The sequence below is a fragment of the Pantoea sp. Tr-811 genome (assembly GCF_011752535.1).
Lineage (GTDB): Bacteria > Pseudomonadota > Gammaproteobacteria > Pseudomonadales > Pseudomonadaceae > Aquipseudomonas.
Genome location: NZ_VWXJ01000023.1, coordinates 40,667 through 54,802 on the forward strand (window position 1 = coordinate 40,667; position 14,136 = coordinate 54,802).

The 14,136-nt window shown below is 64.6% G+C and carries 17 protein-coding genes; 9 read left to right on the forward strand and 8 right to left on the reverse strand.

Going from position 1 to position 14,136, the window contains the following annotated elements:
• The first annotated feature begins 124 nt into the window (after window positions 1-124).
• On the forward strand, window positions 125-727 hold the full coding sequence (locus F3J44_RS25840) for a glutathione S-transferase family protein (protein ID WP_167058457.1): 603 nt from the start codon (window positions 125-127) through the stop codon (window positions 725-727).
• 70 nt (window positions 728-797) lie between these two features.
• Here the strand turns inward: F3J44_RS25840 and F3J44_RS25845 are convergent, their stop codons facing one another.
• The 5 genes from F3J44_RS25845 to F3J44_RS25865 form a co-directional block, all read right to left on the reverse strand.
• Window positions 798-1,163: a glutaredoxin gene (locus F3J44_RS25845; RefSeq protein WP_167058454.1), complete on the reverse strand. Its 366-nt coding sequence runs from the start codon at window positions 1,161-1,163 to the stop codon at window positions 798-800.
• A 58-nt stretch (window positions 1,164-1,221) separates the two neighbouring features.
• Complete coding sequence (folE, locus tag F3J44_RS25850; protein WP_167058452.1) at window positions 1,222-1,767, reverse strand: GTP cyclohydrolase I FolE; 546 nt, start codon at window positions 1,765-1,767, stop codon at window positions 1,222-1,224.
• Between the two features lie 70 nt (window positions 1,768-1,837).
• Window positions 1,838-2,398: a Smr/MutS family protein gene (locus tag F3J44_RS25855; protein WP_167058450.1), complete on the reverse strand. Its 561-nt coding sequence runs from the start codon at window positions 2,396-2,398 to the stop codon at window positions 1,838-1,840.
• Window positions 2,399-2,523: 125 nt separating this feature from the next.
• Entirely contained in the window at window positions 2,524-2,844 is a 321-nt protein-coding gene (locus F3J44_RS25860) for a hypothetical protein (protein WP_167058447.1), read from the reverse strand.
• Window positions 2,845-2,934: 90 nt separating this feature from the next.
• The gene (locus F3J44_RS25865) at window positions 2,935-3,525 is read right to left on the reverse strand and encodes a cysteine hydrolase family protein (protein WP_167058444.1); all 591 of its coding nucleotides are present in this window, start codon (window positions 3,523-3,525) and stop codon (window positions 2,935-2,937) included.
• A 179-nt stretch (window positions 3,526-3,704) separates the two neighbouring features.
• On the opposite strand from F3J44_RS25865, the gene prmB reads away from it, so the two are divergent.
• Window positions 3,705-4,613: a 50S ribosomal protein L3 N(5)-glutamine methyltransferase gene (gene prmB / locus F3J44_RS25870; protein ID WP_167058442.1), complete on the forward strand. Its 909-nt coding sequence runs from the start codon at window positions 3,705-3,707 to the stop codon at window positions 4,611-4,613.
• A gap of 91 nt (window positions 4,614-4,704) precedes the next feature.
• Here the strand turns inward: prmB and F3J44_RS25875 are convergent, their stop codons facing one another.
• Complete coding sequence (locus tag F3J44_RS25875) at window positions 4,705-5,493, reverse strand: hypothetical protein (RefSeq protein WP_167058439.1); 789 nt, start codon at window positions 5,491-5,493, stop codon at window positions 4,705-4,707.
• 170 nt (window positions 5,494-5,663) lie between these two features.
• Window positions 5,664-6,623: an alpha/beta hydrolase gene (locus F3J44_RS25880; protein ID WP_167277293.1), complete on the reverse strand. Its 960-nt coding sequence runs from the start codon at window positions 6,621-6,623 to the stop codon at window positions 5,664-5,666.
• 177 nt (window positions 6,624-6,800) lie between these two features.
• Here F3J44_RS25880 and aroC point away from each other — a divergent pair, with 177 nt between their 5' ends.
• From aroC to F3J44_RS25895, 3 genes are all read left to right on the forward strand, one after another.
• Window positions 6,801-7,892, forward strand: a complete 1,092-nt coding sequence (aroC, locus tag F3J44_RS25885) for a chorismate synthase (protein ID WP_167277294.1) — start codon at window positions 6,801-6,803, stop codon at window positions 7,890-7,892.
• Window positions 7,893-8,004: 112 nt separating this feature from the next.
• Window positions 8,005-9,162 carry an MFS transporter gene (locus tag F3J44_RS25890; protein ID WP_167277296.1) on the forward strand — a complete coding sequence of 386 codons (1,158 nt, stop codon included), beginning with the start codon at window positions 8,005-8,007 and terminating at the stop codon, window positions 9,160-9,162.
• Window positions 9,159-9,695: an oxidase gene (locus F3J44_RS25895; protein ID WP_167277297.1), complete on the forward strand. Its 537-nt coding sequence runs from the start codon at window positions 9,159-9,161 to the stop codon at window positions 9,693-9,695. The genes F3J44_RS25890 and F3J44_RS25895 overlap by 4 nt, the downstream gene beginning before the upstream one ends.
• A gap of 110 nt (window positions 9,696-9,805) precedes the next feature.
• On the opposite strand, the gene F3J44_RS25900 is transcribed toward F3J44_RS25895, so the two are convergent.
• Window positions 9,806-10,078 carry a DUF3509 domain-containing protein gene (locus F3J44_RS25900; RefSeq protein ID WP_167058424.1) on the reverse strand — a complete coding sequence of 91 codons (273 nt, stop codon included), beginning with the start codon at window positions 10,076-10,078 and terminating at the stop codon, window positions 9,806-9,808.
• Window positions 10,079-10,345: 267 nt separating this feature from the next.
• Between F3J44_RS25900 and F3J44_RS25905 the strand changes: the two genes are divergently transcribed.
• The 4 genes from F3J44_RS25905 to F3J44_RS25920 all read left to right on the forward strand — a co-directional run bounded on the left by F3J44_RS25905 (window position 10,346) and on the right by F3J44_RS25920 (window position 13,981).
• Window positions 10,346-10,864: an ankyrin repeat domain-containing protein gene (locus F3J44_RS25905; protein ID WP_167058421.1), complete on the forward strand. Its 519-nt coding sequence runs from the start codon at window positions 10,346-10,348 to the stop codon at window positions 10,862-10,864.
• Window positions 10,865-10,923: 59 nt separating this feature from the next.
• Window positions 10,924-11,454, forward strand: a complete 531-nt coding sequence (locus F3J44_RS25910; protein ID WP_167277298.1) for a hypothetical protein — start codon at window positions 10,924-10,926, stop codon at window positions 11,452-11,454.
• A gap of 125 nt (window positions 11,455-11,579) precedes the next feature.
• Window positions 11,580-11,771, forward strand: a complete 192-nt coding sequence (locus F3J44_RS25915; protein ID WP_167058414.1) for a PLDc N-terminal domain-containing protein — start codon at window positions 11,580-11,582, stop codon at window positions 11,769-11,771.
• A 155-nt stretch (window positions 11,772-11,926) separates the two neighbouring features.
• Window positions 11,927-13,981 (forward strand): LTA synthase family protein, encoded by a 2,055-nt coding sequence (locus tag F3J44_RS25920; protein WP_167277299.1) that lies wholly within the window; start codon window positions 11,927-11,929, stop codon window positions 13,979-13,981.
• Window positions 13,982-14,136 lie beyond the last annotated feature (155 nt).

Sequence of the window (14,136 nt, forward strand, 5' to 3'; positions counted from 1 at the left end):
TGTAAGCATTTTTTCAGCCTAACGCGGGTGGCATCTATCGTTGCCATACAGCAGGCATTGCTTTTAGCCGTACAGTCGCCAACTATTGGGCACTATTGCGTAACTGCACGGGAGGGGCGGGGCGATGTACAAGGTCTATGGCGATTACCAGTCGGGCAACTGCTACAAGGTCAAGCTGATGCTCAGCCTGCTGGGCCGGCCGTATGAATGGCAGCCGGTGGATATCCTCAAGGGCGAGACCGAAACACCCGAGTTCCTGGCCATGAACCCCAACGGCAAGGTGCCGGTGCTCAAGCTTGAAGACGGCACCTGTCTGTGGGAGTCCAACGCGATTCTCAACTTCCTCGCCGACGGCAGCGAGTACCTGCCCAGCGAGCCGCGCCTGCGTACCCAGGTACTGCAGTGGCAGTTCTTCGAGCAGTACAGCCATGAGCCGTACATTGCCGTGGCGCGGTTCATCCAGTTCTACCTGGGCCTGCCAGACGCGCGCGTGGAGGAGTACCGCAAGCTGCACAAGGGCGGTTACAAGGCGTTGAAGGTGATGGAGCGGCAACTGCAGATGACCCCGTACCTGGTCGGGGAGCAGTATTCGATTGCCGATGTGGCGTTGTATGCCTACACCCATGTGGCCCACCAGGGTGGCTTCGACCTTGGCGATTACCCAGGGGTGCGGGCCTGGTTGGCCAGGGTGGCCAGCCATCCGCGGCATGTGCCGATGGTTGAGTAGGGCAGGTCTGGCTTTTTCGCGGGGCAAGCCCGCTCCTACAGCAGGGGCTTGTTCCGCGAAAAATTGGCGCTTAGGCGAAGCGCTTGTCCAGGTAGGCAATGATGGCCTTGGACTCGTACATCCAGGTCACCTTGCCTTCTTCCTCGATGCGCAAGCACGGCACCTTCACCCGCCCGCCACCTTCGAGCAGCGCCTGGCGGTGCACCTCGTCGTTCTTCGCATCGCGCAGCGCCACCGGCACGTTCAGGCGGTGAAGGGTGCGGCGGGTTTTCACGCAGAACGGGCAGGCATGGAACTGGTACAGCGCGAGGCCCTTGGCCTCCTGCTCGACACGCGCCTGGGTCGCCGCATCGCGCTTGCGCTTGGCCGGGCGGCTGATCCAGTCGCCGAACACGATGAGCTGGCCAAGGCCAACCCGCAGGGCTTTGACGATCATGGGCTACTCCTGAAATGAAAAAGCCGACCCCAGGGGGCCGGCTTGGGTCACGCGCCGATCACTTGATCAGGCTAAGGAACTCGCTGCGGGTGGAGGCGTTCTCACGGAACTCACCCAGCATCACCGAGGTGAGCATGCTCGAATTCTGCTTCTCGACACCGCGCATCATCATGCACATGTGCTTGGCTTCGATCACCACGGCAACGCCTGCGGCGCCGGTAACCTGCTGGATGGCCTCGGCGATCTGGCGGCTGAGGTTTTCCTGGATCTGCAGGCGGCGGGCGAACATGTCGACGATCCGCGCTACCTTGGACAGGCCCAGCACCTTGCCCTTGGGCAGGTAGGCCACGTGGGCCTTGCCGATGAACGGCAGCATGTGGTGTTCGCACATCGAATACAGCTCGATGTCCCGGACCAGCACCATCTCGCTGTTGTCGGAGGTGAACAGGGCGCCGTTGGTGACTTCTTCCAGCGTCTGCTCATAACCGCGGCAAAGGTACTTCATGGCCTTTGCAGCCCGTTTGGGCGTGTCGACCAGGCCCTCACGGGAGACGTCCTCGCCAAGTTGGCTGAGGATCTCGGTGTAGTTCTGTTCCAGGGACATGTATCTACCTGTGGGTAAAAATCGCAAAAAAGAAGGGTACGGCGACGCGGGCGGCGCTGCAAGCGCGGCGTTACTCGTCGCGGCCCTCCATCATGGTTCGCTTGAGCATCACGTACACCGCGCCGGTGCCGCCGTGGCGGGCCTGGCACGAGGTGAAACCGAGCACCTGCGGGTGCTGGCGCAGCCAGGTGTTGACGTGGCTTTTGATCATCGGGCGCTTGCCGTCAAGGCGCGCGGCCTTGCCATGGGTTACCCGCACGCAGCGCACTTCAAGGCTTGTGGCCTCGGCAATGAACGCCCACAGGGTTTCGCGGGCCTTCTCCACGCTCATGCCGTGCAGGTCGAGGCTACCCTCGAACGCGATCTGGCCGAGCTTGAGCTTGCGGATCTGGGTTTCCTGCACGCCGTCGCGGCGCCACATCAACTCGTCTTCGGCGCCGACGTCGATCACGAACTGGTCGGACAGGCCGTCGATCACCAGGGCCTGGCCGCTGCGCACGGTCGCGGCCTGGCGCAGGCCGGCCAGTTGCTGGCGGTCGGTTTTCGGTTTGCCCACGTCGGCGCGGTCGTGCTTGATCGGCTTTACGCCGCGCACTTCGGCGCTGAACAGGGAAAAATCGTCGTCTTGCATGGTGCCTCCACGTGGGCGGCGTAGTTTACGCGAGTGTGACCCGGCGTGCAGCTATGTGTCGCCAGTGCCGGCCCATTCGCGGGGCAAGCCCGCTCCTACAACGAAAGGGCCGGTAGCGCAAACCCCTAATCATGCTTTTTCATCAGGTGCGGCGACAGGTTCAGCTCGCGCCCACGGCGCAGGCGAATGCGGCTACGGCGCCAGAAGCGCACGCCGAAGTACAGCAACAACAGGCCCACCACCGCCAGGGTACTGGCCAGCGGCCGGTTGGCGTTGAGTTCGGCCAGGGCTGCATAGTTGCCCAGCAGCCCGGCGACACCGGCCATGGCCAGCAACACGCCGAGCGTGGCAAGCAGGGCCGACAGCCCGGCGGCAATTCGGGCGCCCCAGTTGCGCGGTTGGCGCGGGCGCAGGCGTTTGGCGTCGAAACTGCCTTTTAGCTTCATTCCAGGTTCCTCTGTGAACAACCTGAATTCGACCTGTGCGCGGGCCGTCTGGTTCCGCCCGGCTGCCGGGCGGTCATGTGGCTACCTGCCTCAGATCAAGCTGGCGGTAGGGGCAACGCAGGCGAAGTTGTCGGCCATCACGGCCATTTCGCACTCGTGGATCTGCGCGGCGGGAATCACCCGGTCCTTCAGTGCCAGGTCGCGGGTGGCCGAGGCGTCTTCCACCAGGGTGCAACGGTAACCATAGTCCTTGGCGCGGCGCACGGTGGTGCTGACGCTGGAATGGCTCATGAAACCGCACACGATCAGGTCCAGGTGCCCCAGCGCCTGCAGGGTTTCATGCAGCTGGGTGTTCTTGAAGGCGTTGGGCATGCGTTTTTCGATGACGATTTCACCCTCATGCGGCTCAAGGCCCGGGATGAACTGGCCAGCCGTACCCTGCGGGTCGAAGCGCCCGCCAACGGTGCCGAGGTGGCGAACATGGATGATCGGACGGCCAGCCTTGCGGGCGGCGTCGAGCAACCGGGCGATGTTGGCCACGGCCTCGTCCATGCCCGACAGTTGCAGGGGACCACTGAGGTACTCCTTCTGCGCATCGATGATGATCAGGCTGGCTTGGCTCAGCTTGGCCGGCGGATAGTCGCGGCCAGTGAGGCGGAACATCGTGGTTGGAACAGACATCAAGGGCTCCTTGGAAGGGCTTTTGTATACCTATTCTCCCTTGCCTTGGCGCCAATGGGAATGGTTGACAACGCAAGTGGCGTGATTACTGGCCTGTGGCTATCCGTTGGGGCATTGCGCGGAAGAAATGTGCGGGTTGGGCTGTTAGACTTTTGTACGGTCTGAATTAGGAGTCCCCCGTGATCACATCTCGTCTGCGCACCCTGCGCGACCACATCCGCTGGGCGGTCAGCCGCTTCCACGAGCATGAGCTGTTCTTCGGCCACGGTGCCGACAATGCCTGGGACGAAGCCCGCCTGCTGGTGTTGGGTGCCGTGCACCTGCCTTGGGAAATCGCCGACAGCTACCTGGACTGCCAGCTTGAGGACGACGAGCGGGTTCGCCTGCAGCACCTGCTCAAGCGCCGTATCGAGGAACGCGTGCCCACCGCCTACCTGCTGGGCGAGGCGTGGTTCTGCGGCATGTCGTTCATCGTCGACGAGCGCGTGCTGGTGCCCCGTTCGCCCATCGGCGAGCTGATCGAGAAGCGCTTCGAGCCGTGGCTGGCCGCCGAGCCTGCGCGCATCCTCGACCTGTGCACCGGTTCTGGCTGCATCGGCATCGTTGCCGCTGAGGTGTTCCCCGACGCCGAGGTGGTGCTGGCCGACCTGTCGTTCGAGGCGCTGGAGGTGGCCAACCAGAACATCGAGCGCCATGGCCTGGACGAGCGCGTGTTCACGGTGCAGGGCGACGGTTTCGCGGGCCTGCCGGGGCAGCGCTTCGACTTGATCCTGTCCAACCCGCCGTATGTCGATGCCGAAGACTTCGGCGACATGCCGGCCGAGTACCACCACGAGCCGGAAATGGGCCTGGCCTGTGGCAATGATGGCCTGGACCTGGTGCGGCGCATGCTGGCCGAGGCGGGCGACCACCTGACCGAGAAAGGCCTGCTGATCGTCGAGGTGGGCAACAGCCAGGTGCACGTCGAGGCGCTGTACCCTGAGGTGGACTTCGCCTGGCTGGAGTTCGAGCGTGGCGGGCATGGCGTGTTCATGTTGACCGCCGAGCAGTGCCGCCGCCACCAGGAGCTGTTCAAGGCCCGCGTGTGATTCATCGCGTGCTACGCTCGCGCCTACAAGGTGAATACGCCCCTTGGTAGGAGCGAGCGCAGCTCGCGAAGCGCCGCTCGCGGCGCCATGTCTACCGGGTAGCAATCCAAATCAACAACCCCGCCTGGAACACCGCAAACGCCACCAGGCAGGTGATGGTAAAGCGCAACCCGCTGTCCTCACGCCGGTACTTGGCCACCCGCTCATCGCGCTCGCGCAGTTGCCCGTCTTTCTCCAGCAACTGCTGCTCGGCCTGCTGCAGCATGCCCGCCGCATCCAGAATGCCCACCAGCTGCAATTTCTCGCTGTTCCAGCCGGCCTTGAGCTGGCTCACCTGCGTATCGAGCGTGCGGCCCTTGAGGTGCTGCGCATCGGCGTACTCAACCTCGATACCGCTGGCGGCCAGGAAGCGGTCACGGCGCAGGCGGGTGTCTTCGTTCAGCGCGTCCTTGTTCGCCAGCGCCATGCCCTCGACCCGGTAGTTCGGCCACTTGCGCTGCAGCCATTGCACCGCCTGGCCCAGCAGGAAACGGCCGAGGCCGCGGTTGAGTGGTTCCAGCTGCAGGCCGTTGTCGCTGCCGATGCTGACCTGGCGCAGGGCATGGTCAACCCGCACATCCAACTGGTTCTGCTCCTTGCGCACCTTCTGCCCCGGCAGGCGGATTTCCATGCGCAACAGGCTGTGGGCCTTGTCGTGGCGCTCGGCGTAGGCGAACTCAACGAACCGCAGCGGCCGTGCGCCACTGTTGCGGTCGGTGGGCAGGGGCGCCAGGCGCACCAGCTGGAAGTGTTCAACGGCAAGGTCTGCCCAGGGCAGGTTGGACGGTTCCGGGGCTTGCGGCTCTTCGGCCGGTTCTACAGCGGCGGGGGCTTCGCTCATCAAGGCATGTCCTCAGGTACGGGCGGGCGCTGGCCAAGGCTGCCGTGCAGCCCATTCGCAGGCTAAACCCACCCCCCTGTAGGAGCGGGCTTGCCCCGCGAATGGGCCGCAAAGCGGCCCCGAATCGCACCAATACCGCGTTATCGGCAGCCGCTGCCGATGTTTGAGGGTCAGGCCGAGGGCAACTGGTGAATGAAGCTGACCATCCGTTCACCCAGCTCACGCGCCAGTGGCAGCTCTGGGTTCAGGTAGCTGTCGCGCTGCTGGTGCATGCTTTTCGGGCTGATGCGCAGCATATGGTTCATGCCATCGATCAGCACCAGCTGGGCGTCCGGTTTGGCTGCCTTGAGGCGCTGGGCATCGGCCACGTCGACCTGCACGTCGTTGCGGCCCTGGATGATCAAGGCTGGCATCGGCAGGCGGGCGAAGGCCTTGGCCGGGTCTTGCTGGAACAGCGAAATCAGGTAGGGCTGCACGCTGGGGCGAAACACCTGGCGCAACGGTGCCGGCACGTCCAGGCTGGTTTGCCCGGCCTGCAGGCGGTCGAGCAGGGCGCTGCCGCGCGCCAGTTGTGCAGCCGGCATGCGCTGGGCCAGTTGCTCGCGCAGCACGTCGGCCATTGGCCGGCCGCTGCCGGCCAGGGTAATCACCGCGCTGGCGCCGGCACGTTCGGCGGCCAGGCTTGCGATCAGCGCGCCTTCACTGTGGCCCACCAGGATCAGCGGGCCAAAGCGTGGGTCGGCCTTGAGCTGGCGGCTCCAGGCCACCACGTCGTCGACGTAGCGCTGCACGCTGAGATCGCGCTCATCCGGCGCTGCCGGCTGGCTGGCGGCCACGCCGCGCTTGTCGAAGCGCACACTGGCGATGTGCGCGTTGGCCAGCAGCAAGGCCAGGCGCTTGAGGTTGTCGATGCGCCCGGAGGCCGGGTTGTTGCCATCGCGGTCAGTGGGGCCGGAGCCTGCAATGATCAGCACCACCGGAGGCGGCACGGCCTGCTGGGGCAGCAGCAGGCTGCCATGCAGCACACCCTGGCCGGTATCGAGGTCGATGGGGCGTTGCGACACGGTGGGGGCGGCCTGGGCCAGGCCGGTGCACAGCAGGAGCAGCAGGGCGACGAAGCGCGACATCATGCGGTACTACAGTGGGGAGATGAGGGTTTGACCCAGTGATTGGGGGAAGGTTCGCTGCTCAACGCCGTGACCATCCCGTAGGCGCGGGCTTGCCCCGCGAAGAGGCCCGCACAGGCGGCCATTCCATCTGTATACTGCCCGCTTTCGATCACTTCAGGCAGAACTCGCGGAGCGTCCATGTCCGGCAATACCTACGGCAAGCTGTTCACTGTCACCACCGCAGGCGAAAGCCATGGCCCGGCGTTGGTCGCCATTGTCGATGGCTGCCCGCCAGGCCTGGACATCTCCCTTGCCGACCTGCAGCATGACCTCGACCGGCGCAAGCCCGGCACCAGCCGGCACACCACCCAGCGCCAGGAAGCCGACGAGGTGGAAATCCTCTCCGGTGTGTTCGAAGGCCGCACCACCGGTTGCTCGATCGGCCTGCTGATCCGCAACACCGACCAGAAGTCCAAGGACTACTCGGCGATCAAGGACCTGTTCCGCCCCGCCCACGCCGACTACACCTACCACCACAAGTACGGCATCCGCGACTACCGCGGCGGTGGCCGCAGCTCGGCGCGTGAAACCGCCATGCGCGTGGCGGCCGGCGCCATCGCCAAGAAATACCTGGCTACCCAGGGCATCCAGGTGCGCGGCTACATGAGCCAGCTGGGCCCCATCGAAATCCCGTTCAAGACCTGGGACTCGGTGGAAGAGAACGCCTTTTTCAGCCCCGACCCAAGCAAGGTGCCGGAACTGGAGGCCTACATGGACCAGCTGCGCCGTGACCAGGACTCGGTGGGCGCGAAGATCACCGTGGTGGCCGAAGGCGTGATGCCGGGCCTGGGCGAGCCGATCTTCGACCGCCTGGATGCCGAACTGGCCCACGCGCTGATGAGCATCAACGCGGTCAAGGGCGTGGAGATCGGCGCCGGCTTCGCCAGCATCAGCCAGCGTGGCACCGAGCACCGCGACGAACTGACCCCGGAAGGCTTCCTCAGCAACAACGCCGGCGGCATCCTCGGTGGCATCAGCTCGGGCCAGCCGATCGTCGCGCACCTGGCGCTCAAGCCAACGTCCAGCATCACCGTGCCGGGCCGCTCGATCGATGTGAACGGCAACCCGGTGGATGTGATCACCAAGGGCCGCCACGACCCGTGCGTGGGCATTCGCGCCACGCCTATCGCCGAGGCAATGATGGCCATCGTGCTGATGGACCACCTGCTGCGCCACCGTGCGCAGAATGCCGATGTGAACGTCGCCACCCCGGTGCTGGGCCAGCTCTGATTTAGCCAGGGCCAGCCTCTTCGCGGGGCAAGCCCGCTCCTACACACCTCTTTTTTGTAGGAGCGGGCTTGCCCCGCGAAGAGGCCGGCACAGGCAGCCAAAAGGCCCCCCCATGTCCCAAATCCCCTACTGGCGCCTGTCCAGCTTCTACCTCTGCTACTTCGCCCTGCTGGGCGCCACCGCCCCCTTCCTGGCCCTGTACCTCGACCACCTGGGCTTCCCCCCGGCACGCATCGGCGAGCTGGTGGCCATTCCCATGCTGATGCGCTGCATTGCCCCCAACCTGTGGGGCTGGCTAGGCGACCGCACGGGCCAGCGCCTGCTGATCCTGCGCCTGGGCGCGTTGTCGACCCTGGCCACCTTCTCGCTGATCTTCGTCGGCAAGAGCTACGCCTGGCTGGCGCTGGTGATGGCGTTGCACGCCTTCTTCTGGCACGCGGTGCTGCCGCAGTTCGAGGTCATCACCCTGGCCCACCTGCACGGCCAAACCTCGCGCTACAGCCAGGTGCGCCTGTGGGGCTCGATCGGCTTCATCATCACCGTGGTCGGCCTGGGCCGCCTGTTCGAATGGCTGAGCCTGGACATCTACCCGGTGGCGCTGGTGGCTGTCATGGCCGGCATCTTCGCCGCCAGCCTGTGGGTGCCCAATGCCCAGCCGCTGGAGCATGGCGAGCGCCGCGAGGCGGGCGGCTTCCTGCGCCAGCTGGCCGCACCCGGTGTCATTGCCTTCTATATCTGCGTGGCGTTGATGCAACTCAGCCACGGGCCTTACTACACCTTCCTCACCCTGCACCTGGAGCACCTGGGCTACAGCCGTGGCGCCATTGGCCTGTTGTGGGCGCTGGGGGTGGTGGCCGAGGTGCTGATGTTCATGGTGATGAGCCGTGTGTTCGCGCGGTTCAGCGTGCAGCGGGTGCTGCTGGTGAGCTTCCTGCTGGCTTCGCTGCGCTGGTTGCTGCTGGGTAATCTGGCCGGTGACCCTGCGCTGCTGATTTTCGCCCAGCTGCTGCATGCGGCAACCTTCGGCTGCTTCCACGCCGCGTCCATCGCCTTCGTGCAGGCCAGCTTCGGCGCCCGCCAGCAAGGCCAGGGCCAGGCGCTGTATGCGGCGCTGTCGGGCACCGGCGGCGCATTGGGTGCGTTGTATTCGGGCTACAGCTGGAAATTGCTGGGGCCGACCTTCACCTTTGGTATGGCGAGCGCCGCAGCACTGGCGGCAGCCGTTATCATTGCCACTCGTTCGAAACCGACCAGGACCAGCAGCCGATGAGCATCCTCTGTGTTTTCCACCCGTCCAGCCCGGGCTTGCCGAACAAGGTGCTGACCCACCACGACGACATTGCCGCGACCCTGGCCGAGCAGGGCGTGCGCTTCGCTCACCAGCCCCATGCGCTGCGCGTGCGCCCAGGCAGTGCCCAGGGTGAAGTGCTGGAGGCGTGCCGCGCTCACCTTGACCTGTTGATGACCGAGCACGGCAGCGCTGCCTACAGCCTGCTCAACCGCGATGGCGCGGACCCGGCGCAGGTGGATGTGCGCGATGAACATGTGCACGAGGCCGAGGAAGTGTTTGCCGTGGTCAGCGGGCGTGCCCAGGTGGGGTTGCGCTTGGGTGAGTATGTGTATTCGGTGTTGTGCGAGAAGGGCGACCGGCTGGTGGTGCCAGCAGGGGTGCGGCGTTGGGTGGAGCTGGGGGATACACCGTTTTGCCTGGCGTTTCGATTGTTCGCCAGTGAGCGGGGGGGGGAGCCGCGGTTTACCGGTGATGAAACGGCTCGGGCGTTTCTTGGGATTGACGAGTTGTAGTGCCTGGGCTGGCCTCATCGCGAGCTGCGCTCGCTCCTACCGGGTCGTAATCCGTACCCGTACCCGTAGGAGCGAGCAAAGCTCGCGAAGAGGCCCGTACAGAAAAACCCTTAACGGTAGGTCGGCAAGGCAAACCGCTGCTGGCTCTGCAGCATCGAAATCACTGGCAATTCACTGGCCTGCTCGGCCAAGTCACGGCGAATGGCGCTGATTGCCCAGGACAGTTGCTCGGCACTGTGCAGTTGGCCATAGGTCAGCACGCGGCGGGTCACTTTGCCATCGGCGGCACGCAGGGTCAGCAACACACCACCGTCGGGGCGAGCCTGGGTGGCGACCTGGTAGGCCGAGAACACCGAGACGAACTTTTCCTGGATAAGGTCCATATCAACTCCTGACTGTTGTAGTGGCAGACGTGAGTTGACTGTTGCAGTGACCGTGCCAGTAATCGAATTCGGTAAAAACTCAATGAATACAGGTGTTTGCGGCGTTTTTGCAGAAGCACCTTCGTGCAGTCTGCATGGTCGTGCATTTTGCACAGTGCATTTTGCACGGTTGGCCAGTTGGCTATCGGCCCCATAGATTCTGAACCTTTGACCCCATGGCCATGCCTGACAAACACTTGGGCAATCTTTTCTGCCAGGAGGTTCCAGATGTCTGACCAACCCGTCGCCATGACCGATGACGAAACCGCAGCTTTCGCCGAGCAGGTGTTCGACCGCGCCCGCCAGGGCGATGCCCAGATGCTGCAGCGCTTGCTCGCCAGCGGCCTGCCGGCTGACCTGCGCAACCACAAGGGCGACACCCTGCTGATGCTGGCCAGCTACCACGGCCACCTGGAGGCGGCGCGCGTGCTGCTGGAGCATGGCGCCGACCCGCTGATTGCCAACGACAACGGCCAGTTGCCCATTGCCGGCGCAGCGTTCAAGGGCGACCTGGCCATGATCCGCCTGTTGCTGGCGCACGGTGTACCGGTGGATGCCGCCGCCCAGGACGGGCGCACCGCGCTGATGCTGGCAGCCATGTTCAACCGTGGCGAAATCCTCGACTTCCTGTTGGCCCAGGGCGCCGACCCTGCGCACCAGGACGCCCGTGGCGCCACCGCGCTGATGGCGGCACAAACCATGGGGGCAGTGCAGGCCACCGAGCGCCTGCAAGCGCTGGCCGGCTAACCCTGCGGGGGCGTTTGCGGCTATCCTTGGCGCCTTTTCACCCGCCGCAGGCCCCCTTCATGAAAAACCAGTTGCTCGAACTCATCAGCCTCATTGCCGCCGGCTGCATGCGCGATGAGGACATCGAGCGCATCGCCGACGAAGCCGCCCAGGCCTACGCCGACCCCGCCGCCTTCCTTGCCGCCAACCCGGACATCAACTACGACGACAGCTTCCCGATGCCGCTGGGCGAATGGGTGGTGCTCGGCAGCCTGCCGGACACGGTGGTGTTCCAGGCCGACAGCTATCAGGACTTGTTCCAGCACATCAGCGACTCGTTCGACAAGAGCGTGGCGTTCACCCTCAAGCCCAAGCAGCTGGCGCGTACCGAACCGCTGACCGCGCTCAACCGTATCCAGGTACAGATGGGCGCCTTGAACAAGGAAGCCGGGGGCTATGTGCTGCTGAACTTCAGCCAGTTGCTCGACGACGAGCTGCAGATGGTGATGGTGGGGCAGCAGGACCTGGACCGCGTACTGGCCCTGGGGGCCGAGGTGGGCATCAAGCTGGAGCCTGCGCTGGAGGCCCTGAAGGTCGCCGTTCACGTCTGAATCGCATCGCTCCTGCCTGGGTACATGAACCCCGTAGGAGCGAGCGCAGCTCGCGATGCGCCGCGAGGCGCGCAATCCCCAACTATGCTCAGCGCCATGGCTTACGTTCAAAGGAGCGCTGTGCAATGGGGTCCACCTTCAACGGCCTGGTCGGCCTGATCATCCTCGCCCTGGACATCTGGGCGATTCTCAACGTGATCAAGAGCAATGCCGAAATCGGCATCAAGGTGTTGTGGATTCTGCTGATCGCCTTGCTGCCGGTGATTGGCCTTATCATCTGGGCAATTGCCGGCCCCCGGGGCAATGTGCGGCTCTGACCCGGGCGCGGAAGGGCCGGCGCAGACAAAATCTGCAACAGCCCCGTGACAAAATTTTCACATTGGTTTAAACAGAATCCGCACCCGCACAATGCTGCGTTGGTCCAGTACCAGCGCCATCTCCGCAAACCCGCAATCCTAGGACTTCCCCATTCATGGCTAACACGGATGCCTTGAAGCAACAGGGCGCGCGAGCTTTCACGCCGACCTTGAAATCACACCTGGCCTACATGCTGCTCAGCGGCCTGGTGATCATGCTGATGCTCAGCCTGGTGCGCCTGGCGTTGCTGGTCTACAACAGCGACATGATCGGCGACACCCCGTACTCCACCGTTGCCGAAGGCTTCTTCAACGGCCTGCGCTTCGACCTGCGTGTGGTGGTGTACCTGAGCATTCCGCTGTTGCTGGCCACCCTGAGCCCCTGGCTGATGGCCCGGCGCGGGCTGTTCCGCTTCTGGCTGACCATCAGCTCCAGTGTGGTGATGTTCCTTGGCCTGATGGAGATGGACTTCTACCGTGAGTTCCACCAGCGCCTGAACGGCCTGGTGTTCCAATACATCAAGGAAGACCCCAAGACCGTACTGAGCATGCTCTGGTACGGCTTCCCGGTGGTGCGCTACCTGCTGGCCTGGCTGGTCGGCACCTGGTTGCTGAGCCTGCTGTTCAAAGGCATCGACCGCGCCACCCGTGGCTCGGGCCAGCGCGTGGCTGCCTGGTACAACCGCCTGGCGGTGTTCATGGTGATTCTGCTGGTGGCGGTGGTCGCTGCCCGTGGCACCCTGCGCCAAGGCCCGCCGATGCGCTGGGGCGATGCCTTCACCACCGACTCCAACTTCGTCAACCAGCTGGGCCTGAACGGCACCCTGACCCTGATCGACGCTGCCAAGAGCCGCTTCGGCGAAGACCGCGCCAACATCTGGAAGCCGGTGCTCAAGCAGGACCTGGCCACCGACACCGTGCGCAAGCAACTGCTTACCGCCAACGACGTGCTGGTGGATGCCGACGAGGCCGCCGTGCGCCGTGACTTCACCCCGCCAGCCGACCGCACCCTGGCGGTGAAGAACGTCGTGGTGATCCTCATGGAAAGCTTCGCTGGCCATTCGGTAGGCGCCCTGGGCAGCCCGAACAACATCACCCCGTACTTCGACAAGCTGGCCAAGGAAGGCCTGCTGTTCGACCGCTTCTTCTCCAATGGCACCCATACCCACCAGGGCATGTTCGCCACCATGGCCTGCTTCCCCAACCTGCCAGGCTTCGAATACCTGATGCAGACCCCGGAAGGCGGCCACAAGCTGTCGGGCTTGCCGGCACTGCTCAGCGCCCGTGATTACGACGACGTCTACGTGTACAACGGCGACTTCGCCTGGGACAACCAGTCCGGGTTCTTCGGCAACCAGGGCATGACCACCTTCATCGGCCGCAACGACTTCGTAAACCCGGTGTTCTCCGACCCGACCTGGGGCGTGTCCGACCAGGACATGTTCGACCGTGGCAACGAGGAACTGGCCAAGCACGACCAGAAGAAGCCGATCTACGCGCTGCTGCAAACCCTGTCCAACCACACCCCGTACGCGCTGCCGGCGAACCTGCCGGTCGAGAAGGTGACCGGCCAGGGCCGCCTGGACGAGCACTTGACCGCCATGCGCTACTCCGACTGGGCGCTGGGCCAGTTCTTCGAGAAGGCGCGTAAAGAGCCGTACTTCAAGGACACCCTGTTCGTCATCGTCGGCGACCACGGCTTCGGCAACCACCAGCAGGTCACCGAGCTGGACCTGGGCCGCTTCAACGTGCCGCTGCTGTTGATTGCCCCGGGCATCCAGGAGAAATTCGGCGCGGTCGACCACACCGTGGGTACCCAGGTCGACATCGTGCCGACCATCATGGGCCGCCTGGGTGGCGAAACCCGGCACCAGTGCTGGGGCCGCGACCTGCTCAACCTGCCTGCCGGTGACCCGGGCGTGGGCATGATCAAGCCCTCGGGCAGCGAGCAGATCGTGGGCCTGGTCAAGGGTGACCACCTGCTGATCGAGTCCAAGGACATGAGCCCGCGCATGTACCGCTACCAGCTGGGCAGCGAGTTCAAGGCCGAGTTGATCGAAAGCCCAGAGCAGCCGCAAATGCTGCAGCAGCTCGAAGCGTTCATCCAGACGGCGACCAAGAGCCTGCTGGACAACACCGCCGGCGTGGTCCACGGCACGCCGAAGAAGTAAGCCCCCGGGCCGCGTTGCGGCCCCTTTCCTGGGCGATACACCTGGTAGGAGCGAGCGCAGCTCGCGATGGGCTGCAAGGCAGCCCCGGCGTAATCAGCCGCGACGCTGAACCCCTGGGGCCGCTGCGCGCCCCATCGCGAGCTACGCTCGCTCCT